Source organism: Streptomyces sp. NPDC047079, assembly GCF_040643755.1.
Taxonomy (GTDB): Bacteria; Actinomycetota; Actinomycetes; order Streptomycetales; family Streptomycetaceae; genus Streptomyces.
This window is the reverse complement of record NZ_JBEYUZ010000001.1, coordinates 274,656-298,832: the sequence shown is the minus strand read 5'-3', so window position 1 is coordinate 298,832 and position 24,177 is coordinate 274,656. Positions and strand designations below refer to the sequence as shown.

The following is a 24,177-nucleotide window of genomic DNA, read 5'->3' as shown; positions in this document are numbered from 1 at the left end:
TTCCCTCACCGACGTAGTGCCTCATCTTCGAGGTGCCCTGACTGTCTCTACCATCCCCCATTTGGCTCAGGAGAGTGCACTCGGGGTCGACCATTGGGCTCATCGGCGGCACTGAGTGCCGTCAACCTGCTCATCCTGCCCCCCTTCGCCCGGTTCCGGAAGTGCTCTGTGACCTTCGCGACTCATTTGATCGATCATTTTTTCCGAGGCTCGGCCATGGGCTGGAGCTCAGCCCTCGAGGGGCCCGGGTGACAGCCGGAAATCCAGGGCCGTGCACCGCCGGCCCGCCGAAACCGTGCGCACCGCCTGCCCGATCGCCTTGCGCGAACCGACGAGGACGACAAGCTTCTTGGCGCGGGTGACGGCCGTGTAGAGCAGGTTCCGCTGGAGCATCATCCAGGCTCCGGTGGTGACCGGGACCACCACCGCCGGATACTCGCTGCCCTGCGAGCGATGGATGGTCACCGCGTACGCGTGCGCCAGTTCGTCCAGTTCGTCGAATTCGTAGGGAACCTCCTCGTCCTCGTCCGTCAGCACCGTCAGGCGCTGCTCGACCGGGTCGAGTGAGGTGACCACGCCCACGGTGCCATTGAAGACGCCATTCTTGCCCTTTTCGTAATTGTTCCGGATCTGGGTGACCTTGTCCCCGACACGGAAGACACGGCCACCGAACCGCTTCTCGGGCAGGTCGGGGCGGCCGGGGGTGATCACCTGCTGGAGCAGGCCGTTGAGGGTGCCCGCGCCGGCGGGGCCCCGGTGCATCGGGGCGAGCACCTGGACGTCCCGGCGCGGATCGAGGCCGAACCGGGCCGGGATCCGCCGTGCCGCCACGTCCACGGTGAGCCGGCCGGCCTCCTCGGTGTCGTCCTCGACGAAGAGGAAGAAGTCCTTCAGGCCGTCGGTGAGCGGGTGCTGTCCGGCGTTGATGCGGTGCGCGTTGGTGACGACACCGGACTGCTGGGCCTGGCGGAAGACCCGGGTGAGCCGGACGGCGGGGAGGGGACTCCCGTCGGCGAGGAGGTCCCGCAGGACCTCCCCGGCGCCGACGCTCGGCAGCTGGTCGACGTCGCCGACGAAGAGCAGGTGGGCGCCCGGCGGCACGGCCTTGACCAGCTTGTTGGCGAGCAGCAGGTCGAGCATGGACGCCTCGTCCACGACCACCAGGTCGGCGTCGAGCGGGCGGTCCCTGTCGTACGCCGCGTCGCCGCCGGGCTTGAGCTCCAGCAGCCGGTGGACCGTGGAGGCCTCGGCGCCGGTCAGCTCGGACAGGCGCTTGGCCGCCCGTCCGGTGGGCGCCGCGAGCAGGACCTTGGCGCGCTTGGCCCGGGCGAGTTCGACGATGGACCGTACGGTGAAGGACTTGCCGCAGCCGGGCCCTCCGGTGAGGACGGCGACCTTCCGGGTCAGCGCCAGCCGTACGGCCTCCTCCTGTTCGGGGGCGAGTTCGGCTCCCGTGCGCTCCCTGAGCCAGCCGAGCGCCTTGTCCCACGCCACGTCCCGGAAGGCGGGCATCCGGTCCTCGTCGGTCCGCAGCAGACGCAGCAGCTGGGCGGAGAGGGAGAGTTCGGCCCGGTGGAAGGGGACCAGGTAGACGGCGGTGACGGGTCCGCCGCCGTCGGGTCCGGGCACCCTCTCCCGTACGACACCCGGGTCGGAGTCGTCCTGCGGGGGCGCCGCCAGCTCGGCCAGGCACTCGATGACCAGCCCCGTGTCGACCTGGAGGAGTTTGACCGCGTCCGCGATGAGCCGCTCCTCGGGCAGATAGCAGTGGCCCTGGTCGGCGGACTGCGACAGCGCGTACTGCAATCCGGCCTTGACGCGCTCCGGGCTGTCGTGCGGGATGCCGACGGACTGGGCGATGCGGTCGGCGGTGAGGAAGCCGATGCCCCAGACGTCGGCGGCCAGGCGGTAGGGCTGGTTCTTGACGACCGAGATGGAGGCGTCGCCGTACTTCTTGTAGATGCGCACGGCGATGGACGTGGAGACCTGGACGGTCTGGAGGAAGAGCATGACCTCCTTGATCGCCTTCTGCTCCTCCCAGGCGTCGGCGATCTTCCTGGTCCGCTTGGGCCCGAGGCCGGGGACCTCGATGAGCCGCTTGGGCTCCTCCTCGATGATCCTCAGGGTGTCGAGGCCGAAGTGCTGGGTGATGCGGTCGGCGAAGACCGGGCCGATGCCCTTGACGAGGCCGGATCCGAGATAGCGGCGGATGCCCTGGACGGTGGCCGGCAGGACGGTCGTGTAGTTCTCGACGGTGAACTGCCGTCCGTACTGGGGGTGCGACCCCCAGCGGCCCTCCATCCGGAGCGACTCCCCGACCTGGGCGCCGAGAAGCGCGCCGACGACGGTGAGCAGATCACCGGCACCGCGGCCGGTGTCCACGCGGGCGACCGTGTATCCGTTCTCCTCGTTGGCGTAGGTGATCCGTTCGAGCACGCCCTCCAGGGTGGCCAGGCGCCGCTCGCCCGCACCCGCCTGTCCCGCCCGACTCGCCTCCTGGGTCATGATCCGACGCTACCGCCCGGGTGTGACAGAGACCGCCCAGGTGTGACAGACGGGGACGGCCGGTGTGCGACCACCCGGGTCCGGTGGGAAGGCCGCGGTCGGCGGCTCTCGTGCCCCGAAGGGGATTCGCTCGGCCCCGGCGCCCGCTCGGGAGGCCGGCTGACGGACCCTCAACCGGCCGCGCCCGGGGGCGGGGCCGGGCCCTCCGTGCTCGAGCGCACCGCGCGGGAATAGCCGCGACGGCGCCCCGGTTCCCTGCCCGTGGATCCATGAGCGGCCCCCGCGGGCCGGGAACCGTCCTCCCCCCGGGGCCCGCGCCACCGCCCGCCCGTACGACCGCCTCCGGGTCACAATCCGGTCTCGCAGCCCCTACGACCCTTGATTAACCCCCATGTAATCGATTCCAATCCTCGGTGTCGCCCGTGTAAACGATTCCATTGACATCGCATCACGACCGGCACAGCCCATACGAGGACTCACAAGGAGGTGGTCCCGGCAATGGCGAGCATCAAGGACGTCGCCGCCGAGGCGGGCGTATCCGTCGCCACGGTGTCGCGCGTCCTGAACGATCATCCTTCGGTCAGCGCCGACGCACGCACCCGTGTGCTGGCCGCCGTCGAGGCGCTGGGCTACCGCCCGAACGCCGTCGCCCGGTCCCTGCGCACCGACGAGACCCGCACCCTCGGCCTGGTCATCAGCGACGTGCTGAACCCGTACTTCACGCATCTGGCGCGCTCCGTCGAGGAGGAGGCCCGGGCCCTCGGCTACAGCGTGATCATCGGCAACGCCGACGAACGGCCCGAGCTCCAGGACCACCATGTGCGAACCCTGCTGGACCGGCGGATCGACGGGCTGCTCGTCTCCCCGACCGACGGCGGCTCGCCACTCATGCTGGACGCCGCGAAGGCCGGCATCCCGATGGTCTTCGTGGACCGGTGGATCGCGGGCGTCGACGTCCCCGTCGTACGCGCCGACGGACGCGCCGCCGTGCACGACCTCGTGGCCCATCTGCACGGACTCGGGCACCGGCGGCTCGCGATCATCGCGGGCCCGGCGGCGACCACGACGGGCAGTGAGCGCGTCGAGGCCTTCCGCCAGGCCCTGGGCGAGTACGGGCTCCCCCTCCCGGACGCATACATAGGACAGGGCGACTTCCAGGCCGACAGCGGGCGGCGGGCCACCGAGCGGTTCCTGGAGCTGACCGAACCGCCCGAGGCCGTGTTCGCCGCCGACAACCTGATGGCGCTCGGCGCGCTGGACGCGATCCGGGCGCGCGGGCTGCGGGTTCCCGAGGACATCGCGCTCGCCGCGTTCGACGACATCCCGTGGTTCGTGCACACCGATCCGCCGATCACCGCGATCGCCCAGCCCACGGGCGAGTTGGGACGCGCCGCCGTGCGCGCGCTGGTCGACCGCATCGAGGGGCGGCCCCCCGCGTCCGTCACCCTCCCCGCCCGTCTCGTCGTACGCCGCTCGTGCGGCGAGCCGGCCCCCGCGCAGGCCCCCGCTGCGCAGACCTCTCCCATGCAAAGGAGCAAGCCGTGAGCAACCCTGACGAGTTGCTGCGCATCGAAGGCATACGCAAGACCTTCCCCGGCGTGGTCGCACTCGACGGCGTCGACTTCGACCTGCGCAGGGGCGAGGTGCATGTGCTGCTCGGTGAGAACGGCGCGGGCAAGAGCACGCTCATCAAGATGCTCTCCGGCGCCTACCGCCCCGACAGCGGGCGGATCCTGGTCGGCGGCGAGGAGGTGCGCATCCACGGGGCGCAGGACTCCGAGCGCCTCGGGATCGCCACCATCTACCAGGAGTTCAACCTCGTTCCCGATCTGACCGTCGCCGAGAACATCTTCCTCGGGCGCCAGCCGCGCCGCTTCGGGGTGATCGACCGCAAAAGGATGGAGGCGGACGCGGCCGAACTCCTCGAACGTGTGGGCGTGCACGTGTCCCCCCGCGCACGTGTGCGGGAACTGGGCATCGCGCGGCTCCAGATGGTCGAGATCGCCAAGGCCCTCAGCCTGAACGCGCGCGTGCTCATCATGGACGAACCGACGGCCGTGCTCACCTCCGAGGAGGTCGAGAAGCTGTTCGCCATCGTGCGCAAGCTGCGCGAGGACGGCGTCGGGATCGTCTTCATCACCCACCATCTGGACGAGATCGCCGCCCTCGGGGACCGGGTCACCGTGATCCGCGACGGCAGGAGTGTCGGGCAGGTGTCCGCCGACACGCCCGAGGCGGAGCTCGTACGCCTCATGGTGGGGCGGTCGATCGAGCAGCAGTACCCGCGCGAACGGCCCGAGGCGGGTGCCGCGTTGCTCACCGTCGAGGGGCTCACCCGGGACGGTGTCTTCCACGATGTGTCCTTCGAGGTGCGGGCCGGTGAGGTCGTCGGCATCGCGGGGCTCGTGGGTGCCGGCCGTACGGAGGTCGTACGAGCCGTGTTCGGTGCCGATCCCTACGACAAGGGAGCCGTGCGCGTCGCCGGCGCGACGGTGCGCCGGTACGACGTGAACGCCGCGATGGAGGCCGGGATCGGGCTTGTGCCCGAGGACCGCAAGGGCCAGGGACTCCTCCTTGACGCGTCCGTCGAGGAGAACCTCGGGCTCGTGACCATGCGGGCCGCGACCCACGGCGGGCTCGTCGACCGCAAGGGGCAGCACGCCGCCGCGGCGAAGGTCGCCGAACGGCTCCGGGTGCGGATGGCCGGACTCGGCCAGCTGGTGCGCACGCTCTCCGGCGGCAACCAGCAGAAGGTCGTCATCGGCAAGTGGCTGCTGGCGAACACCAAGGTCCTCATCCTCGACGAACCGACGCGCGGCATCGACGTCGGCGCCAAGGTCGAGATCTACCAGCTGATCAACGAACTCACGGCCGCGGGCGCCGCCGTCCTGATGATCTCCAGCGATCTGCCCGAGGTGCTCGGCATGAGCGACCGGGTCCTGGTGATGGCTCAGGGCCGGATCGCGGGCGAACTGACCGCCGACGAGGCGACCCAGGACTCCGTCATGGCCCTCGCCGTCTCCGCTCCCACCCCGTCCGTCACCCCGTCTGTCACCACGTCTGACATCACGTCTGTCAACGAAACGGAGGCCTCCCGTGGCCACTGACACGCTCAAGAGCACAGCGGGCGCCGGTGGCGCCGGGGGGATCCGCCGCCTCCTGCTCGACAACGGCGCGCTCACCGCGCTCATCGGCCTCGTCATCGTGATGTCGGCGCTGTCCGGCGACTTCCTGACGGCCGACAACTTCCTCAACATCGGCGTCCAGGCGGCCGTCACCGCCATCCTCGCCTTCGGTGTCACCTTCGTGATCGTCTCGGCCGGCATCGACCTGTCGGTCGGTTCGGTCGCCGCACTGTCGGCCACCGTCCTCGCCTGGAGCGCCACGTCGGCGGGCGTCCCCGTCGCGATAGCGGTGCTCCTCGCCATCGCGACCGGCCTCGCGGCCGGTCTCGTCAACGGCGTCCTGATCTCGTACGGGAAGCTCCCGCCGTTCATCGCGACGCTCGCCATGCTGTCGGTGGGCCGCGGTCTGTCGCTGGTCATCTCGCAGGGCTCCCCGATCGCCGTCCCGGACTCCGTCTCGCACCTCGGTGACACGCTCGGCGGCTGGCTGCCGGTGCCGGTGCTCGTCATGGTCGTCATGGGGCTGGTCACCGCGTTCGTCCTCGGTCGTACGTACATCGGCCGCTCGATGTACGCGATCGGCGGCAACGAGGAGGCGGCTCGCCTGTCGGGTCTGCGGGTGAAGAAGCAGAAGCTCGCGATCTACGCGTTGTCGGGGCTGTTCGCCGCGCTCGCGGGCATCGTGCTCGCCGCACGTCTGTCCTCCGCGCAGCCGCAGGCCGCAAACGGCTACGAGCTGGACGCGATCGCCGCGGTCGTCATCGGCGGCGCCTCGCTGGCGGGCGGCACGGGCAAGGCCTCCGGCACCCTGATCGGCGCGCTGATCCTCGCGGTGCTGCGCAACGGCCTCAACCTGCTGTCGGTGTCGGCGTTCTGGCAGCAGGTCGTCATCGGTGTCGTGATCGCGCTGGCGGTGCTCCTCGACACCGTGCGGCGCAAGGCGGGGGCCACCCCCGTGGCGGCCGGTACGCCGGCTCCGGGCGGCAGGAAGAAGCAGGCGGCGACCTATGTACTGGCCGCCGTGGTCGCGGCGGCCGTGGTGGGCGCGATGTCCTTCCTGCACGGCGGCTCCTCCTCCACGACGCCGAAGGTGGGCCTGTCGCTGTCCACGCTCAACAACCCCTTCTTCGTGCAGATCAAGACGGGCGCACAGGCGGAGGCGAAGAAGCTGGGCGTCGACCTGACGGTCACGGACGCGCAGAACGACGCCTCGCAGCAGGCCAACCAGCTCCAGAACTTCACCAGCTCGGGCCTGGGTGCGATCGTCGTCAACCCCGTGGACTCGGACGCGGCGGGGCCTGCGGTGCGTGCCGCGAACAAGGCGGGCGTCCCCGTCGTGGGCGTCGACCGCGGTGTCAACAAGGCGAAGACGGCCGCGCTGGTCGCCTCCGACAACGTCGAGGGCGGCAAGCTGGGGGCCAAGGCGCTGGCCGAGAAGCTGGGTGGCAAGGGCAAGATCGTGATCCTTCAGGGTCTGGCCGGTACGTCCGCGAGCCGTGAGCGCGGCGCGGGCTTCGCGCAGGGCCTGAAGGCCTACCCCGGCATCCAGGTCGTCGCCAAGCAGCCCGCCGACTTCGACCGCACCAAGGGCCTCGACGTGATGACCAACCTGCTCCAGGCCCACCCCGACGTCCAGGGCGTCTTCGCCGAGAACGACGAGATGGCGCTCGGCGCGATCAAGGCGCTCGGCTCCAAGGCCGGCACCTCGGTGCAGGTGGTCGGCTTCGACGGCGAGCCCGACGGCCTGGCCGCCGTCAAGGCGGGCACGCTGTACGCCTCGGTGGCGCAGCAGCCGACGCAGCTGGGCCGGATCGCGGTCGATAACGCGCTGCGGGCCGCCGAGGGCAAGAAGGTCCAGGAGACGGTGAAGGTTCCGGTGAAGGTGGTCACGCAGCAGAACGTGGCCGGGTTCAGCGGCTGACGCCGCCGAGCGGGCGGGCCGTCCTGGTGAGTGACGGCCCGCCTCACGTCATCTCTCAGGGGAGTTCATTCATGTACGACTACGACCTCCTGGTCGTTGGATCGGCCAACGCCGACCTGGTGATCGGGGTCGAGCGGCGGCCCGCGGCCGGGGAGACCGTGCTCGGCTCGGACCTGGTCGTCCATCCGGGCGGCAAGGGCGCGAACCAGGCGGTCGCCGCCGCCCGCCTCGGTGCCCGTACGGCGCTGCTGGCCCGCGTCGGCGACGACGCGCACGGCCGGCTGCTGCTGGATGCGCAGCGCGAGGCCGGCGTCGACACCGTGGGGGTGCTGCTCGGCGGGGCGCCCACCGGTGTCGCGCTCATCACGGTGGACCCGTCCGGGGACAACAGCATCGTGGTCTCGCCGGGGGCCAACGGCAGACTCACACCGCAGGACGTACGGGCCGCCGGGAACCTCCTGTCCGCCTCCCGTGTGGTCTCGTCGCAGTTGGAGATCCCGCTGGAGACGGTCGTGGAGGTCGTACGGAACCTGCCGTCCGGCACCCGTTTCGTGCTGAACCCGTCACCGCCCCGGCCGCTGCCCGCCGAGCTGCTGGCGGCCTGCGACCCGCTGATCGTGAACGAGCACGAGGCGCGGGTCATCACCGGCGCCGACCTGGACGGCTCGCCCGAGGAGTGGGCCACCGCGCTGCTGGCGCTCGGCCCACGGTCGGTCGTGGTGACGCTCGGCGCAAAGGGCGCGCTGGTGGCGACGGCCGAGTCCATGACCCGGGTCCCGCCCGTGCGGGTGGACGCGGTGGACACGACCGGCGCGGGCGACGCGTTCACGGCGGCGCTGGCGTGGCGGCTGGGCACCGGTGCGTCGCTGCCGGACGCGGCGGCGTACGCGGCGCGGGTGGGTGCGGCGGCGGTCACGCGCCCCGGGGCCCAGGAGTCCTTCCCGACCGCCGAGGAGGTCGCCGCCCTGTGAAGAAGGCCGGAATTCTCAACCGTCACCTCTCCGGGGCGCTGGCCGAGCTGGGCCATGGTGACGGGGTCCTGGTGTGCGACGCGGGCATGCCGATACCGGACGGACCGCGCGTGGTCGACCTGGCCTTCCGCGCCGGGATCCCGTCCTTCGCGGAGGTCGTGGACGGTCTGCTGGAGGAACTGGTGGTGGAGGGCGCGACGGCGGCACACGAGGTCAGGGACGCCAACCCGCGGGCCTCGGCGTTCCTCGACGCCCGCTTCCCGGAGCTGACCCTGGTCCCGCACGACCAGCTGAAGCGGATGACCGCGCAGGCCCGTCTGGTGGTGCGCACGGGAGAGGCCCGGCCGTATGCGAACGTGCTGCTGCGCTGCGGGGTCTTCTTCTGACCCACGCCCGCCTTCCCGGCTCGCACACTTCGAGGGGCCCGGCCACAGGCCGGGCCCCTCGGCTTCCCCCTCCGCATCAGAACCCCGCGATCCCCCCAGATCCCCCTCCAGAAGTTCTGACGCCCAGTACGACACGCTCAGTGCCGAGAGGGTTGCACATAGGGAGAGGAAATTTTTTTCATGTCCAAGTCCTCCGGAAAAGAAGGACATATGACTGGCATACGGTGCAAAGAGGGTTAATCATGGACTGAAGAGTAAGAAGGTGAATGATCACGAACGACCGCGAGCCCAAGAAGGCACGTCCCGCGTCGCGGGAGTCGTCCGGTCCGGAGCGGGAGAGGTCCGCCGAGGAACCGGAGGCCTCGGCCCCCCGGCGCGTGCCCGCTCCCCAGGCCATGCGGAACGCCGCGCAGCAGCTCTCGGAGTTGCTGGGGCGCGCCCCTCAGTCCGTCTCCTCGCTGAGGCCGACACCGGACGGCTGGGAGGCCCTGGTGGAGGTCGTCGAGCTGGAGCGCATACCGGACACGAGCAGCGTGATGGCCAGCTACAAGGTTGTTCTTGATCCCGCGGGTGAGCTGATGGCGTACGAGCGCGCACGCCGCTACACCCGTGCACAGGTCGACAGAGAGGGCCGCTAGCCGGCTCCTTCTTCGCGTGAGGCCTACGAGGGGAAAGATCGTGACTGTGGTACCGCAAGGTGGCGGTGGCGCCGTCGCCGGGGGCGGCGGGGGCTCGGGCACCCTGTACGACGTGCTGGAACTCGTCCTCGACCGGGGTCTGGTCATCGATGTGTTCGCACGAGTGTCCCTCGTGGGCATCGAGATCCTGAAGGTCGACGCCCGCGTGGTCGTGGCCAGCGTCGACACGTATCTGCGCTTCGCGGAAGCCTGCAACCGGCTGGATCTGGAGTCCGGCCGCAAGGCGCCCGCGCAACTGACCGACATGGTCGAGGGCGTCACCGAGGGCGGCGCACGCGGCAAGAGCAAAGGCGCGCTGACCGGCGCGGTCGAGGCCTTCACGGACTCGTTGCAGGGCCGCGGTGACGACAAGCGCGAGAAGGAGCACGAGCGCGTCGAACGCGGTTCGGGCCGCCGTTCCTCCAGGGACCGGGAGGAGTGAACGCACCGATGGCGCTGTACGTGTACGCGATCACCGACGACACGCATCCCCTGGACCTCGACGGCATCAAGGGCGTGGGCGCGTCGCCCGCCGAGCTGCGCACGGTACGCAGCGACACCCTGTGCGCCGTCGTCAGTGAGGCCCCGGAGGATCTCTCGGTCGCGCGACGGGACCTGGAGGCACACCACGAGGCCCAGGAACGGCTGTGGGCCGACGGGACCATCCTGCCGCTGAGCTTCGGATTCGTCGCCCCGGACGAGGAATCGGTGCGCGCCGTGCTGGAGGAGAGGGCCGAGGAGTTCGCCCAGCGCCTCGAAGAGCTGACCGGGCGGGCCGAGTTCAATGTGAAGGGGCTCCAGGACGAGGACGCGGCGCTGCGCACCGTCCTGGAGGAGTCCGAGCAGGCCCGCGCGCTGAACGAGGCCACCCAGGGCGGCGGCGGGACGTACCAGGACCGGCTGGCGCTCGGCCAGCTCGTGGCCGAGGAGGTGCAGAGCCGTCAGGGCGCGCTCGCCGGCGAGGTGCTCGCCGCGCTGCGGCCGCTCGCGCTCGAGGAGAAAGTCGCCGCGCCCTCCCAGCAGTACTTCGTGAACGCGTCCTTCCTGGTGGAGGACGAGCGCGGCGAGGAGTTCACCCGGATCGGCAGCGAGCTGGCCGAACGCCTGGGCGAGGGCATCGAGGTGCGAGTACGGGGGCCGCTGCCGCCGTACAGCTTCACCTGACCGTTTCTCCAGGCCACGAGGAGGCGGAGTGGGACTGGTCACCGGAATCCTGTCGCTGCCGTTCGCACCCGTGCGGGGCATCGGCTGGGTGCTCGACAAGGTCGTGCGCACCGCCGAGGACGAGTTCTACGACCCCGCTCCCGTGCAGGAGGGACTCGTGCAACTGGAGCGGGCGAGGAACGAAGGCCGCATCGGCGACGAGGAGTTCGCGCGGCGTGAGGAGGAACTGCTGCACCGCTTGGAGGAGATCAGGGCCTACCAGCTGCAGCGCGGCGGACAGGGCGGGCTGTGAGCGTCGACCGTGACGCTCGGCGTGTGCCGCCCGGGCCGTGACACGCGGGCAAGGAGAGAAGACGAACCATGAAGAACGCCAAGTTGGGCGCGGCCGTCCTCGCCGGTTATCTGCTGGGCCGGACCAAGAAGGCCAAGCTCGCCCTCAGTCTCGGTGCGATGGTGGCCGGGTCGCGGGTGAAGCCGGGGCAGCTCGGCAAGCTCCTCGAGGACTCCCCGCTGCTCGGAAACGTCAGCGAGCAGGTCCGCACCGAGCTGGCGGGCGCGAGCAAGACCGCGGCGACCACCCTGCTGTCGGCGAAGGCCGAGAACCTGGCCGACGCCCTGCACGAGCGCACCGCCGGGCTGCGGGAGAGGCCGCGCGGCGGGGGCGCGGCGGACCGGGAGCGCAAGGGCCGGGACGAGGGGGAGCCCGAGGGCCGGGACGAGGGCGAGCGCGAGGACGAAGAGAAGGACGTGGACAGGGACGAAGAACGCGAGGAAGGGGAGGGCCGGGGAGAGGGGCGCCGGGGCGGGGCGCGCAAGAGCCAGGCAAGCCGGACCGCGGGGCGCGAGAAGACGCAGAGGCGCGGATCGGACCAGGGGGGCGAGCCGCGCAGGAAGAAGGCGCCGGCCGCCCAGAGCCGCGCGAAGAGCGGCTCCACACGATCGAGGAGGCCGGACGATGGCTGAGGGCACCCTCAGTACGGTTCGTGAGCAGGTGAAGAAGAATCCCGTCACGGACCGGCTGAAGCATGAGCTGGAGGACTACGTCCAGGCCCGGCTGGAAGCGATGGCCGAGGATCTGGGCGAGCGGCTGGGCGAGGGGGCACGTCGGCTGTCCGAGACGCACCTCGGTCCCGGCATGCTCAGCGGCCTGGTCCTCAAGGGCGGCAAGAAGCTCCTCGGCGGCGGGCTCCTCGGCGGCGGCGAAGAAGGCGACGGCGGCGGGGGCGGGGGTGGGGGTGGGGGTGGGGGCGGTGGAATCCTGTCCAAGGCCAAGGACACGCTGATCGGCAAGGCACAGGAGGCGGCGGGAGGGCGACGGGAGAAGCGCTCCAGCGGCGTGGCCAAGGGCCTGATGATCATCGAGGACCTCAACGTGGGCGTGCCGGTGCGCGAGGCCTACAACCAGTGGACGCAGTTCACCGAGTTCGACCGGTTCACGAAGGGCGTCGAGAACGTCGAACAGGACGACGAGATCTCGTCCCGCTGGCAGTTCAGGATCGCCAAGGTCCGCCGCCGCTATCGGGGCATCGTCACCGAAGAGGTGCCCGACGAGCGGATCGCCTGGAACTCCGAGGGTGCGAAGGGCACCACCAAGGGCGTCGTCACCTTCCATCCGCTCGGGGACCACCTCACCAAGGTGCTGCTCTGCATGCAGTACTTCCCCAAGGGCCCCTTCGAGAGGGTCGGGAGCCTCTGGCGGGCTCAGGGCCGCCGCGCCCGGCTGGATCTGAAGCTCTACCGGGCGTTCATCATGGAGCGCCAGGAGGCCACCGGTGCCTGGCGCGGTGAGATCCGCGAGGGCGAAGTGGTCCGCAGCCCGGAAGAGGTCGAGGAAGAAGAGCAGCAGGAACCGGAGGAGGACCGCGAGGAGCGGGGCCGGGGGCGGGACGAGGACGAGGGCGAGGAGCGCTACCCCGAGGACGAGGAAGAAGAGGAAGAAGAGGGCGAGGAGCCCGAGGAGCGCTGCGAGGACGAGGAAGAAGAGGACGAAGAGGGCGAGCCCGAGGGGGACGAGGACGAGTACGCCTCCGACGAATCCGACGAAGGCGACCGGGAGGAGGACGAGGAGCCCGAGGATCGCTACGACGAGACGGAGGAGGAAGCCCCGCAGAGGCGCCGGCGTCGCGGTTAGCTCCGGGCGCTGAGGTGCGCGAGCCCGCCGGTTCCCGCGTCGCCGACGCCGGGGCCTCAGCGAAACGAGGTCGAGTGTGCCGTGACCGAGCCCGCTGTCCCCACGTCCCGGGCCATGACCCCGTACAGTCAGGGGTCCGGCGCGAACCTGGCCGACATCCTTGAACGAGTGCTCGACAAGGGCATCGTCATCGTCGGCGACATCAAGATCAACCTGCTCGACATCGAGCTGCTCACCATCAAGCTCCGGCTTCTGGTGGCCTCCGTCGACAAGGCCAGGGAGATCGGCATCGACTGGTGGGAGCATGACCCCGCCCTGTCCTCCCGCGCCTCCCGCACCGACGGCCGGCGCAGCCTGGAGGAGCAGAACGAGCGCTTGCGCACCGAGGTCGAGGAACTGCGCAGGCGCATCGCCGAGTCCCCGGCGGAGCTGGCCGGGAGCAACGCGGAGGGCCGCCGTCCGCGCGAGGCGCGGGACGCGGACCGGGAACCGCCCGCGGAGCCCCGGCGCAAGCGGCGCAGGACCGAGGACGATCGCGGCGGCGACGAGGGCACCCGCAGAACCCGCGACGAGGGCACCCGCGGTACCCGCGCGGCCGAGGGCACCCGCAGGGCGCGTGACGACGAGGACCGGAGCTGAGGCCGGTGGACGAGCAACTGTGCTACGCGTACGCCGTGGTGGAGTCGTCCGCTCCGCTCGAACTCGCCGGTGTCCGCGGGGTGGCGGACGCACCCGTCACCCTGGTCCGCTCGGGACCGGTGGCAGCCGCGGTCAGCCCGGTGCCGTGGGAAGGGTTCTCGGAGGCGGCCTTGAAGGCGGGCCTGGAGGACCTCGATTGGCTGGAGGCCACGGCCCGCGCGCACCACTTCGTCATCGAGAACCTCGCCGCGCGCACCACGGTCCTTCCGCTGCGGCTGGCCACCGTGTATCTCGACGAGACACGGGTCCGGCAGATGCTCGACGAGCGGCAGGCGGACTTGACGGCCATGCTGGACCGGCTCGCCGACCACGTGGAGTGGGGGGTGAAGGTCTACGCCGAGGTACCGCCCGCTTCCTCGCCCGCGCCCTCCCCCGCCGCTTCCTCCCCGGCCCCCTCCGAGCCGGCCGATGCCGACCCCGGACGCGCGTACCTGCGGCGTCGCCGGCACCAGCGGCAGGCGCGCGAGGACGCGTGGCGGGTCGCCGAGGAGGCCGTGCGGCGGACCGAGCGGCAGGCCCGCGGCCTCGCGGTGGAACGGACCCGGCACCGGCCGCAGCAGGGCGGTCTGGCCCGGGTGCCGGGTGAGAACGTCGCCAACGACGCCTATCTGGTCCCCCGCCGTCTCTCCGAGGAGTTCCGCACCCGGATGCTGCACGCGGCGGACGGCCTGCCCGGGGTGCGCGTGGACGTCACCGGACCATGGGCGCCGTACTCCTTCACCGCGCCCCTGGCACCGGGTGCGCCGGAAGGGGCCGGGCAGCGGTGAGCGAGTACGACACCTACGGCGACACGCGCGGCCCGTACGACAGCACGTACGACGGCTACGACGACCGCCCGCTCAGCCAGCCGCAGGTGGCGCTCATCGACCTGCTGGACCGGCTGCTGAGCGGGGGCGTGGTGCTCACCGGCGATCTCCTCCTGTCCATCGCCGACGTCGACCTGGTGAGGATCTCGCTGCGCGCCGTGCTGGTCGCCGTCCGCGATGAGCTGGACGAGCAGTGGTCGGCCTTCCTTCCGTCGGGGCGGGCACTCACGGAACAGGGCGACCACGGTGACAAACCCGTCTGACGGCCCGGGCGCCGACCGGCTGCGGGAGGTGGCCGAGGCCGCCACCCGGGCGTTCTCGGTGCTGCCGGCCAGGCCGGACGAGATGTCCCCGCCGGCGTCCGGCCGCGGCCGGGAAGCCGCGCGCCGCCTGCACACCGACCCGGAGACGGTGGAGCGGGACCTCGTCAAGCTGGTGCTGACCATCGTCGAGCTGCTGCGTCAGCTGATGGAGCGGCAGGCCCTGCGCCGCGTCGACGAGGGCCATCTGACGGAACAGCAGGAGGAGCGGCTCGGACTGACCCTGATGCTCCTGCACGACCGGATGGCCGAACTGTGCGACCAGTACGGCCTCACCCTCGACGACCTCAACCTCGACCTGGGTCCGCTGGGGACCCTGCTCCCGCCATGAGGCACAGCGCACAAGGCCAGATGGACGACGCACGAGGCAAGACGCACGACCCACGGCTCACCGGATCACGTGCTCCTCGAACCGCGCCACCGTCTCCGCGAGGACCTCGCGGCCGTCCCGTGCCCACAGCCCCTCGTTGAACAGCTCGATTTCGATGGGCCCGGTGTAGCCCGCGGCCTCCACGTACCCCTTCCACTCCCGCAGGTCGACCGAGCCGTCACCGAGCTGGCCACGTCCGTTGAGGACGCCCTTCGGCAGCGGGGTGGTCCAGTCGGCGAGCTGGAAGGTGTGGATACGGCCGCCGGCGCCGGCGCGGGCGATCTGGCCGGGGGCCGTGTCGTCCCACCAGATGTGGTACGTGTCCACGGTGACACCGACCTGGTCCGCCGGGAAGCGCTCGGCGAGGTCCAGCGCCTGCGCGAGGGTCGAGACCACACAGCGGTCGGAGGCGTACATGGGGTGGAGCGGTTCGATGGCCAGCCGCACCCCCCGCTCGGCCGCGTAGGGGCCGAGCTCCCCGAGCGCGTCCGCGATCCGCTCGCGGGCGCCCCGCAGGTCCCTGGATCCGGCCGGCAGGCCGCCCGACACCAGTACGAGCGTGTCCGTGCCCAGCGTGGCCGCTTCGTCGACCGCGCGCCGGTTGTCCTCGACGGCCCGCACCCGCTCGTCCGGGTCGATCGCCGTGAGGAAGCCGCCCCGGCACAGCGTCGTCACCGTCAGCCCGGCGTCGCGTACCGATGCCGCCGTGGCCTTGAGACCGTACGACCGCACCGGCTCCCGCCACAGGCCCACGCTCCGCACACCCAGCTCCCGGCAGGCGTCGATCAGTTCGGGAATGCTCAGCTGCTTCACGGTCATCTGGTTGACGGAGAGGCGTTCCAGGGCCGCGCCGCTCACGACGTCACTCCGTACAGGTTCAGCAGGGTTCTCATCCGGCTCTCGGCCAGCTCCGGGTCGGGGAACAGGCCGAGGCCGTCGGCGAGTTCGTACGCCTTCGCCAGGTGCGGCAGCGAACGCGCCGACTGGAGTCCGCCCACCATCGCGAAGTGCTCCTGGTGGCCGGCCAGCCAGGCCAGCAGGACCACGCCCGTCTTGTAGTAGCGGGTCGGCGCCCGGAACAGGTGGCGGGACAGCTCCACCGTCGGGTCGAGCAGTTCCCGGAATCCCTTCGCGTCACCCGTGTCCAGGACCCGTACCGCCTCGGCCGCGAGCGGGCCCAGCGGGTCGAAGATGCCGAGGAGGGCGTGGCTGAAGCCGCGGTCGTCGCCCGCGATCAGCTCGGGGTAGTGGAAGTCGTCGCCGGTGTAGCAGCGCACTCCGTCCGGCAGCCTCCGGCGCAGGTCGATCTCGCGCCGGGCGTCGAGCAGGGAGATCTTGACGCCGTCGACCTTGTCGGGGTGGGCGGCGATGACGTCCAGGAACACGTCGGTGGCGGCGTCGAGGTCGCTGGAGCCCCAGTAGCCGTCGAGAGCGGGGTCGAACATCGGGCCGAGCCAGTGCAGGACCACCGGTCCGGACGCCTGACGCAGGAGGTGGCCGTAGATCTCCAGGTAGTCCTCGGGGCCCTCGGCGGCGGCGGCCAGCGCGCGCGATGCCATGAGGACGGCCTGCGCGCCCGCCTCCTCCACCACGGCGAGCTGTTCCTCGTACGCCGTGCGGATCTCCTTGAGGGAACCGTCGGCGAGCTGGTCGGTGCCGACGCCGCAGGCGATCCGGCCGCCGACCGCCCCGGCCTCGGCGGCGGACCGGCGGATCAGTTCCGCCGCGCCCGCCCAGTCCAGGCCCGTCCCGCGCTGGGCGGTGTCCATGGCCTCGGCGACCCCCAGACCGTGCGACCACAGATGGCGCCGGAAGGCGAGGGTCGCGTCCCAGTCGACGGCTGCGGGCGAGTCGGGGGACACGTCCGCGTACGGGTCGGCGACGACATGCGCCGCGGAGAAGACGCTACGGGAGGTGAAGGGTGCGCCGGGGGTGAGGGCGAGGGGCGTTGGACGCGGCTCGTAGGTCCGCAACCGGCCTTCGACGTCCGGCAGTCGGATGGTCACAGGGAGATCTCCGGTACGTCGAGGCGGCGGCCCTCGGCGGAGGACTTCAGGCCGAGTTCGGCGAGCTGCACACCGCGGGCGCCGGCCAGCAGGTCCCAGGAGTAGGGCGCGTCGGCGTACACGTGTTTGAGGAAAAGCTCCCACTGTGTCTTGAAGCCGTTGTCGAACTCGGCGTTGTCCGGCACCTCCTGCCACCGGTCGCGGAAGGCCTCGGTGGCGGGCAGGTCCGGGTTCCAGACGGGTTTGGGGGTGGCCGAGCGGTGCTGGACACGGCATGTGCGCAGGCCGGCGACGGCGGACCCCTCGGTGCCGTCCACCTGGAACTCGGCGAGTTCGTCGCGGTGGACGCGCACCGCCCAGGAGGAGTTGATCTGGGCGATCGCGCCGCCCTCCAGCTCGAAGATGCCGTAGGCGGCGTCGTCGGCCGTGGCGTCGTAGGGCTTGCCGTTCTCGTCCCAGCGCTGCGGGATGTGGGTGGTGGCGAGCGCCTGGACGGACCGCACGCGGCCGAACAGCTCGTGCAGCACGTACTCCCAGTGCGGGAACATGTCGACGACGATGCCTCCGCCGTCCTCGGCGCGGTAGTTCCAGGAGGGCCGCTGGGCGGGCTGCCAGTCGCCCTCGAAGACCCAGTAGCCGAACTCGCCGCGGACGGACAGGATCCGGCCGAAGAAGCCCGCGTCGACGAGCCGTTTGAGCTTCAGCAGTCCCGGCAGGAAGATCTTGTCCTGGACGACGCCGTGCCGGACGCCCTGCTCGTGGGCGAGGCGGGCCAGCGCCAGGGCGTCCTCGAGGCCCGTCGCCGTCGGCTTCTCGGTGTAGACGTGCTTGCCCGCCGCGATCGCCTTCCTGAGCGACTCCTCGCGAGCCGAGGTGACCTGCGCGTCGAAGTAGATCTCGACGGTGGGGTCGGCGAGGACCGCGTCGAGGTCCGTGGTCCAGTGCTCGAGGCCGTGCTGTCCGGCGAGCGCCTCCAGAGCGTGCGCACGGCGGCCGACGAGGACCGGCTCGGGCCACAGCACGGTGCCGTCGTCCAGGTCGAGACCGCCCTGCTCGCGGATGGCCAGGATGGAGCGGACCAGGTGCTGGCGGTGACCCATACGCCCCGTCACCCCGTTCATGGCGATACGCACCGTTTTGCGTGTCACGTCGTTCCCTCCGTACGCGTCCGGCGCATGCGTTGGCGCACCGGCGAGCGCGACAGCAAGCGCTTTCTACGCGGGGACGCTAGCCTCTGGCGGCGGGGCGGACAAGACCGCGTCGATGACGAGATGACGTGTCGCCTCCAGGGCGTGTCCTCGTACCGCCGGGTGCCTTCTCCGGGTAAGACGTCACCCGGCGTGACACGGCCGTCGCGGAGCCGTCCGAGTTGTCCGGCCCGTCGAACACCCGGAGCCGCGGGCCTGTACACGGGTGTCCGCGGAGCTGTAGATGGATCCCAGAGACACGACACGCGACCGAGACACACGACCGAGACACACGACCGGAGGACGACGACGATGACGGTGACGCTGGCGGACGTGGCGGCGCGCGCGCAGGTGTCGCCCGCCACCGTCTCGCGGGTGCTGAACGGGAACTACCCGGTGGCGGCCTCCACCCGGGAGCGGGTGCTGCGCGCGGTCGACGAACTGGACTACGTCCTCAACGGCCCGGCGAGCGCCCTTGCGGCGGCCACCTCCGACCTGGTCGGGATCCTGGTGAACGACATCGCCGACCCGTTCTTCGGGATCATGGCGAGCGCGATCCAGTCGGAGATCGGTGGCCCGGGGGGACGGGCCGGCGGCGAACGGCTCGCCGTGGTCTGCAACACCGGCGGCTCGCCCGAGCGGGAGCTGACGTACCTGACGCTGTTGCAGCGCCAGCGGGCGGCGGCCGTGGTGCTGACCGGCGGCGCGGTGGAGGAGCCCGCGCACGTCGAGGCCGTGGAAGCCAAGCTGTGCAAACTGGCGGCGGCGGGGACGCGCCTGGTGCTGTGCGGGCGGCCGCCCGCCGCCGAGGCGATCGCGCTGAGCTTCGACAACCGCGGCGGCGGACAGCGGCTCACCGAACATCTGACCGGGCTCGGCCACCGGCAGCTCGGCTATATCGCGGGCCCCGAGGAGCGCACGACCACCCGGCACCGCCTGGAGGGCCACCGGGCGGCCCTGGCCGCCGCCGGCATCGAGGACGATCCGCGGCTGACGGTGCACGGGCGCTACGACCGCCGCGCCGGCTACGAGGCGACACGGGAACTGCTGCGCCGCGAACCGTCGCTGACGGCGATCGTGGCGGCGAACGACACGGTTGCGCTGGGCGCCTGCGCGGCACTGCGCGACTTCGGTCTGCGCATCCCCGAGGACATGTCCGTGGCCGGCTTCGACGACCTCCCCTTCGCGGTCGACGCCGTACCGGCCCTGACGACGGTACGGCTGCCGCTGGCGGCGGCGGGGGCCCGGGCGGGCCGCATCGCGATGGGCCGGGAGGAACCGCCGCCGGGGCGGATCGCCATGGTGGCCGGAGAGCTGATGGTGCGGGGGTCGACGGCGGCACCCCGCCACTGAGCGCCCCATGCGGTGGCACCACATGGTGCCACCTGAGGCGCCAAAGAGACTCGCACCCCACATGGCGCCATGTTGATGCACTCGATGTCATCACGTTTCCGCAGGTGAGAGTCATTGGATGAGGACCGGCCTCCAGTCACCACTCTTACAGGCTTGCATGTGGCGCCGTAGTGGTGCCACTATGGCGTTATGGACCTCACCCCGTATGTCGACAACCTCCGCCGCGAACTCGCGGTGGCCGCCGAAGCCGGCGGCGAAGAAGCCCGCGAGCTGGCCGAGCGGCTCACCGCTCCCCTGGAGTCGGCGACCCGCCTGACGATGCTCAATGTGCTCTCCGCCGCGATGGACGAGATCACCCGCGAACTCGCCCCCGGGTCGGTCGACGTACGACTGCGCGGGCTCGACCCCGACTTCGTGGTGACGCGGCCGACGGGCGACGAGGCGTGCGAGGACGAGAGCGCGCCCGCCGAGCCGCTGAAGGCCCCGGCCCCGGCTCCCGCCGACGGCGACGACGGCGGCACCGCCCGCGTCAATCTGCGCCTGCCCGCCCACCTCAAAGCGCGCGCCGAGGAGGCCGCGAGCCGCGAGGGCCTGTCGGTCAACGCGTGGCTGGTACGAGCCGTGTCGGCCGCGGTCGACGGCGGCACCCGGTCACGTACGGCGGAGAAGACCCGCGCCACCCGCACCTTCGGACAGAGCTTCACGGGCTGGGTGCGCTAGCAGCGCCCCGCCCGCGCCACTTCACCCACACCACGTCCCACCAGCGGGGACGCCACGAAGACCCAAGAGGACGGGACAGCCATGCCTTCTTTCGACACTCCTTTCGACACTCCCGAACCGATCTCGGCCACCGCCCACGTGGAAGCCGGATCCATCCGGTTCATCGCCGCCGACCGGCTCGACACCCTCGTCGAGGTGCAGCCCCGCGACCCGAAGAAGGACCAGGACGTGCGGGCGGCCCAGCAGACCGAGGTCACGTACGCGAACGGCCTGTTGACCATCAGGACGCCCAAGCAGCGCTATCTCATCGGGCGCACCGGCACCGTCGACGTGACGGTCGAACTGCCCACGGGCTCGCAGGTGGAGATGACCGGCGCCTGGGCCCAGCTGCACGGCGAGGGCCGGCTCGGCGAGGTCCGTGTGAAGACCTCGTCGGGCGACGTCCGCCTCGACACCACCGGGCCGCTGCACCTGACCGCGTCCCACGGCAGCATCACCGTGGACCGCGTCGAGGGCCCCGCCGAGATCACCACCAGCTCCGGCAGCCTTCGTGTCGGCACCGTCGACGGCACCGCCGTCCTGAAGAACTCGCACGGCACCACGACCGTCGGCTACGCCCTGGGCGATCTGCGGGCGAGCGGCGCCAACGGCGACATCTTCATCGAGCGCGCCGAGGGCTCGGTCGCCGCCACCACCGCCCACGGCACCCTGCGCGTCGGCGAAGTCGCCCGTGGCACCGTCCAGCTGGAGACCTCCTACGGCGCCATCGAGGTCGGCATCCGCGAGGGCACGGCCGCCTGGCTCGACGTCAGCTCGGGCTCCGGCCAGGTGCACAACGCGCTCACCGCGTCCGAGGGCCCCGACAAGTCCGAGGACACCGTCGAGGTCAGGGCCCGTACCCGGTACGGCAACATCGACATCCGCCGCGCCCGGGCCTGACCCGCCCCATCTCCTCACAGCCAAGGCCACTTCACCGCTCACCACTCCTTCGAATGGGAGGGCCCCATGCCTTCTTCTGTCATGCCCACGCCCAGGCAGGCCAACGGGCAGCAGCCGCCCGCCGCCGTCTCCACCGCCGGTCTGCGCAAGTCGTACGGCGACAAGACCGTCCTCGACGGCATCGATCTGCTGATCCCGTCCGGCACCGTGTTCGCGCTGCTCGGGCCGAACGGCGCCGGCAAGACCACCACCGTGCACATCCTGTCCACGCTCATCTCCGCCGACGGCGGGCAGGCCCAGGTCGCGGGCCACGACGTCGCCACAGCGCCGGACGGCGTGCGCTCCGCGATCGGCGTCACCGGTCAGTTCGCCGCGCTCGACGACCTGCTCACCGCCGAGGAGAACCTGCTCCTCATGGCCGACCTGCTCCGCCTCGGCAAGCGCGAGGGACGCAGGCGAGCCAAGGAGTTGCTGGAGCGGTTCGAGATCGCGGACGTCGCGCACAAGCGCGCCGCGTTCTTCTCCGGCGGCATGCGGCGCCGGCTCGACCTCGCCATGACGCTGGTCGGCGACCCGCAGGTGATCTTCCTCGACGAGCCGACGACCGGGCTCGACCCGCGCAGCCGCCGCACCATGTGGGAGACCGTGCGTTCGCTGGTCGCCGGCGGCGTCACCGTCTTCCTCACCACGCAATACCTCGAGGAGGCCGACCAGTTGGCGGACCGGATCGCGGTGCTCGACGGCGGGCGGATCGTCGCCGAGGGCACCGCCGACGAGCTCAAGGCGCAGATCCCCGGCGGCCATGTGCGGCTGCGGTTCACCGAGCCCGACGAGTACGAGCGCGCCGCCGCCGCCTTCCCCGGCGCGGCCCGCGACGACGAGGAGCTCGCCCTGCGCGTCGCGAGTGACGGCGGGCTCGACGCGCTGCGCTCCCTGCTCGACCGGCTCGACGCCATCGGCGTGCGCACCGCCGACTTCTCCGTGCACACCCCCGACCTGGACGACGTGTTCCTCGCCCTGACCGGCGACGGCACACCCGGCACCGCGCTCCACGTGAAGGAGACCCTGCGATGAGCACCCTCACCTACGCCGTGCACGACTCGATGACGATGCTGCGGCGCAATCTGAAGCACGCGATCCGCTATCCCTCCGTGGGACTCGGCAGCGCCATGACGCCGATCCTGATGCTGCTGCTGTTCGTGTACGCCTTCGGCGACTCGATCGGCGCCGGCATGGGCGGCGGCCGGGACGCGTATCTGAACTATCTGACGCCCGGCATCATCGTCATGGGGGTGGCCGCCGGCTCGATGTCGACCTCGATCGCGGTCTGCTCCGACATGACCGAGGGCATCATCAACCGCTTCCGCACCATGAACATCTCCCGCGCGTCGTTCATGACGGGCCATGTCGTAGGCAGCGTGGTCCAGACCATGCTCTGCGTCGTCCTGGTCGTCGGCGTCGCGCTCGCCGTCGGCTTCCGGCCGGACGCGAGCCCGGTGGAGTGGCTGGCGGCGGCCGGGCTGCTCGCGGCCATCGCGTTCGCGGTGACCTGGCTGTCCGCCGCGCTCGGCCTGATCTCCAAGACGGTCGAGTCCGCGAGCAACAAGCCGTTGCTCATCCAGTTCCTGCCGTTCCTGGGCTCCGCGTTCGTGCCGGCCGAGTCGATGTCCCCGGGCCTGCGCTGGTTCGCCGAGTACCAGCCGTTCACTCCGATGACCGAGACACTGCGCGGCCTGCTCTCCGGCTCGGAGATCGGCAACGACGGCTGGATCTCGCTCGCCTGGTGCGCCGGTATCGCCCTGGTCGGCTACGTCTGGTCGCGGTCGCTCTTCAACAACGGCAGCACCAAGCGCTGAGCACCGGAACACACAGGGGCGGGGTGCTCACTCACCGACAGGGGGTGAGCACCCCGCCCTTGCATGCCCTGGCCAGGTGCCGCGCGCCGCGCCACACCGGCCGTGTGGCCAGGAAAGGCGTTACCCGCGGGTGGCGGGGTAAGTTCCGTGACCATGAAGCTGGCGTTCTCCACCCTCGGTGTACCCGGTCTGCCCATAGCGGACGTCGTCCGGCTCGCGGCGGCGCACGGCTATCACGGTGTCGAACTTCGCGCGCACCCCGAGGAACCCGTGCACCTTGGCCTCGCGCCCGCCGAACGAGCCGCGGTGGCCGCCGAGTTCAGGACCGGGGGTGTCGAGGTCCTGGGGCTCGCCGGGTACGCGCGGCTCGCCGCGCCCGGCGACGACGAACCCGTGCTCGCCGAGGTCCACGCGCTCCTGGAGCTCGCGCGCGACCTGGGCGCCCCGTACGTCCGCGTCTTCCCCGGCGGCGCCGAGCAGCGCTCCGAGGAGGCCGACGCGACCGCCGCCCGGCGCCTGGGCACCGCCGCCGAGTACGCCGCCGACCTCGGTGTACGCATCCTGCTGGAGACCCACGACTCCCACCCCACCGGCGCGGACGTCCTCCGCGTCCTGGGCGCGGTCGGGCACCGTCACGTGGGCGCGCTCTGGGACGTGATGCACACCTGGCTGGGCGGCGAGCAGCCGCAGGAGACATACGCGGCCCTGTGCACGTACCTCGGCTACGTCCAGGTGAAGGACATCGCCTCCGCCGACGACAGGACCCCACTGCCGCTGGGCTCCGGCGTCCTCCCGCTCACCGAGTGCGTCGAGGTCCTCTCCCGCCACGGCTGGGACGGCTGGCTGTGCTGGGAGTACGAGAAGCGGTGGTACGAGGCGGCGGCACCGCTGCCGGAGCTGCTCGACGCGGGGCGGGAGCACCTGACCCGGCTGCTCAGCGAGTCGGCCTGACGCAGGCGACAACCGGCGGCCGGCAGGCGCTCGGCCGGCCTCCGCATCCGGGGCAGCACGCCCGTCCCGTCTCCGCCTCGCGAGCCCCGG

At 71.4% G+C, this 24,177-nt stretch carries 25 protein-coding genes; 21 read left to right on the top strand and 4 right to left on the bottom strand.

The window, feature by feature from the left end; all coding sequences use genetic code 11:
* Nucleotides 1–228: 228 nt before the first annotated feature.
* A complete protein-coding gene (locus ABZ823_RS01320; protein WP_361652384.1) occupies nt 229–2,505 on the bottom strand; it encodes an ATP-dependent RecD-like DNA helicase in 2,277 nt (758 codons plus the stop codon).
* Between the two features lie 498 nt (nt 2,506–3,003).
* Here ABZ823_RS01320 and ABZ823_RS01315 point away from each other — a divergent pair, with 498 nt between their 5' ends.
* The 15 genes from ABZ823_RS01315 to ABZ823_RS01245 all read left to right on the top strand — a co-directional run bounded on the left by ABZ823_RS01315 (nt 3,004) and on the right by ABZ823_RS01245 (nt 15,036).
* The gene (locus ABZ823_RS01315; protein ID WP_361652382.1) at nt 3,004–4,050 is read left to right on the top strand and encodes a LacI family DNA-binding transcriptional regulator; all 1,047 of its coding nucleotides are present in this window, start codon (nt 3,004–3,006) and stop codon (nt 4,048–4,050) included.
* Complete coding sequence (locus ABZ823_RS01310) at nt 4,047–5,612, top strand: sugar ABC transporter ATP-binding protein (RefSeq protein WP_361652380.1); 1,566 nt, start codon at nt 4,047–4,049, stop codon at nt 5,610–5,612. Before ABZ823_RS01315 ends, ABZ823_RS01310 begins: the two co-directional genes overlap by 4 nt.
* Nucleotides 5,602–7,551, top strand: coding sequence for a substrate-binding domain-containing protein (locus ABZ823_RS01305; RefSeq protein WP_361652378.1), 1,950 nt, complete (start codon nt 5,602–5,604; stop codon nt 7,549–7,551). The genes ABZ823_RS01310 and ABZ823_RS01305 overlap by 11 nt, the downstream gene beginning before the upstream one ends.
* A gap of 71 nt (nt 7,552–7,622) precedes the next feature.
* A complete protein-coding gene (locus ABZ823_RS01300) occupies nt 7,623–8,522 on the top strand; it encodes a ribokinase (RefSeq protein WP_361652376.1) in 900 nt (299 codons plus the stop codon).
* Nucleotides 8,519–8,908 (top strand): D-ribose pyranase, encoded by a 390-nt coding sequence (rbsD, locus tag ABZ823_RS01295; protein ID WP_361652374.1) that lies wholly within the window; start codon nt 8,519–8,521, stop codon nt 8,906–8,908. The genes ABZ823_RS01300 and rbsD overlap by 4 nt, the downstream gene beginning before the upstream one ends.
* A gap of 269 nt (nt 8,909–9,177) precedes the next feature.
* Nucleotides 9,178–9,546 carry a gas vesicle protein gene (locus tag ABZ823_RS01290; RefSeq protein WP_361652837.1) on the top strand — a complete coding sequence of 123 codons (369 nt, stop codon included), beginning with the start codon at nt 9,178–9,180 and terminating at the stop codon, nt 9,544–9,546.
* A gap of 46 nt (nt 9,547–9,592) precedes the next feature.
* Complete coding sequence (locus ABZ823_RS01285; RefSeq protein ID WP_361652835.1) at nt 9,593–10,027, top strand: gas vesicle structural protein GvpA; 435 nt, start codon at nt 9,593–9,595, stop codon at nt 10,025–10,027.
* Nucleotides 10,028–10,035: 8 nt separating this feature from the next.
* Nucleotides 10,036–10,749 (top strand): GvpL/GvpF family gas vesicle protein, encoded by a 714-nt coding sequence (locus ABZ823_RS01280; RefSeq protein ID WP_361652372.1) that lies wholly within the window; start codon nt 10,036–10,038, stop codon nt 10,747–10,749.
* A gap of 28 nt (nt 10,750–10,777) precedes the next feature.
* Nucleotides 10,778–11,041 carry a gas vesicle protein GvpG gene (locus tag ABZ823_RS01275; protein WP_361652370.1) on the top strand — a complete coding sequence of 88 codons (264 nt, stop codon included), beginning with the start codon at nt 10,778–10,780 and terminating at the stop codon, nt 11,039–11,041.
* A gap of 68 nt (nt 11,042–11,109) precedes the next feature.
* Entirely contained in the window at nt 11,110–11,712 is a 603-nt protein-coding gene (locus tag ABZ823_RS01270) for an ABC transporter substrate-binding protein (protein ID WP_361652368.1), read from the top strand.
* Nucleotides 11,705–12,880, top strand: coding sequence for an SRPBCC family protein (locus ABZ823_RS01265; protein ID WP_361652366.1), 1,176 nt, complete (start codon nt 11,705–11,707; stop codon nt 12,878–12,880). Before ABZ823_RS01270 ends, ABZ823_RS01265 begins: the two co-directional genes overlap by 8 nt.
* A gap of 114 nt (nt 12,881–12,994) precedes the next feature.
* The gene (gene gvpJ / locus ABZ823_RS01260) at nt 12,995–13,519 is read left to right on the top strand and encodes a gas vesicle protein GvpJ (protein ID WP_361652364.1); all 525 of its coding nucleotides are present in this window, start codon (nt 12,995–12,997) and stop codon (nt 13,517–13,519) included.
* A 5-nt stretch (nt 13,520–13,524) separates the two neighbouring features.
* Nucleotides 13,525–14,346, top strand: coding sequence for a GvpL/GvpF family gas vesicle protein (locus tag ABZ823_RS01255; RefSeq protein WP_361652362.1), 822 nt, complete (start codon nt 13,525–13,527; stop codon nt 14,344–14,346).
* An 86-nt stretch (nt 14,347–14,432) separates the two neighbouring features.
* A complete protein-coding gene (locus ABZ823_RS01250) occupies nt 14,433–14,648 on the top strand; it encodes a gas vesicle protein (RefSeq protein ID WP_361652833.1) in 216 nt (71 codons plus the stop codon).
* Complete coding sequence (locus ABZ823_RS01245) at nt 14,632–15,036, top strand: gas vesicle protein K (protein ID WP_361652360.1); 405 nt, start codon at nt 14,632–14,634, stop codon at nt 15,034–15,036. The genes ABZ823_RS01250 and ABZ823_RS01245 overlap by 17 nt, the downstream gene beginning before the upstream one ends.
* A gap of 57 nt (nt 15,037–15,093) precedes the next feature.
* On the opposite strand, the gene ABZ823_RS01240 is transcribed toward ABZ823_RS01245, so the two are convergent.
* Genes ABZ823_RS01240 through ABZ823_RS01230 form a run of 3 tightly spaced genes read right to left on the bottom strand, consistent with a single transcriptional unit; the run spans nt 15,094 to nt 18,229 of the window.
* The gene (locus ABZ823_RS01240) at nt 15,094–15,933 is read right to left on the bottom strand and encodes a sugar phosphate isomerase/epimerase family protein (RefSeq protein ID WP_361652358.1); all 840 of its coding nucleotides are present in this window, start codon (nt 15,931–15,933) and stop codon (nt 15,094–15,096) included.
* The gene (locus ABZ823_RS01235; protein WP_361652356.1) at nt 15,930–17,081 is read right to left on the bottom strand and encodes a dihydrodipicolinate synthase family protein; all 1,152 of its coding nucleotides are present in this window, start codon (nt 17,079–17,081) and stop codon (nt 15,930–15,932) included. Before ABZ823_RS01235 ends, ABZ823_RS01240 begins: the two co-directional genes overlap by 4 nt.
* Complete coding sequence (locus ABZ823_RS01230) at nt 17,078–18,229, bottom strand: Gfo/Idh/MocA family oxidoreductase (protein ID WP_361652354.1); 1,152 nt, start codon at nt 18,227–18,229, stop codon at nt 17,078–17,080. Before ABZ823_RS01230 ends, ABZ823_RS01235 begins: the two co-directional genes overlap by 4 nt.
* Nucleotides 18,230–18,580: 351 nt before the next feature.
* On the opposite strand from ABZ823_RS01230, the gene ABZ823_RS01225 reads away from it, so the two are divergent.
* From ABZ823_RS01225 to ABZ823_RS01200, 6 genes are all read left to right on the top strand, one after another.
* The gene (locus ABZ823_RS01225) at nt 18,581–19,621 is read left to right on the top strand and encodes a LacI family DNA-binding transcriptional regulator (RefSeq protein ID WP_361652352.1); all 1,041 of its coding nucleotides are present in this window, start codon (nt 18,581–18,583) and stop codon (nt 19,619–19,621) included.
* Nucleotides 19,622–19,810: 189 nt separating this feature from the next.
* On the top strand, nt 19,811–20,341 hold the full coding sequence (locus ABZ823_RS01220; RefSeq protein ID WP_361652350.1) for a hypothetical protein: 531 nt from the start codon (nt 19,811–19,813) through the stop codon (nt 20,339–20,341).
* A gap of 81 nt (nt 20,342–20,422) precedes the next feature.
* A complete protein-coding gene (locus ABZ823_RS01215; RefSeq protein WP_361652348.1) occupies nt 20,423–21,280 on the top strand; it encodes a DUF4097 family beta strand repeat-containing protein in 858 nt (285 codons plus the stop codon).
* An 81-nt stretch (nt 21,281–21,361) separates the two neighbouring features.
* Nucleotides 21,362–22,354, top strand: a complete 993-nt coding sequence (locus ABZ823_RS01210) for an ATP-binding cassette domain-containing protein (RefSeq protein WP_361652831.1) — start codon at nt 21,362–21,364, stop codon at nt 22,352–22,354.
* Complete coding sequence (locus tag ABZ823_RS01205; protein WP_361652346.1) at nt 22,351–23,136, top strand: ABC transporter permease; 786 nt, start codon at nt 22,351–22,353, stop codon at nt 23,134–23,136. Before ABZ823_RS01210 ends, ABZ823_RS01205 begins: the two co-directional genes overlap by 4 nt.
* Before the next feature lie 153 nt (nt 23,137–23,289).
* Entirely contained in the window at nt 23,290–24,087 is a 798-nt protein-coding gene (locus ABZ823_RS01200; protein ID WP_361652829.1) for a sugar phosphate isomerase/epimerase family protein, read from the top strand.
* Nucleotides 24,088–24,177 lie beyond the last annotated feature (90 nt).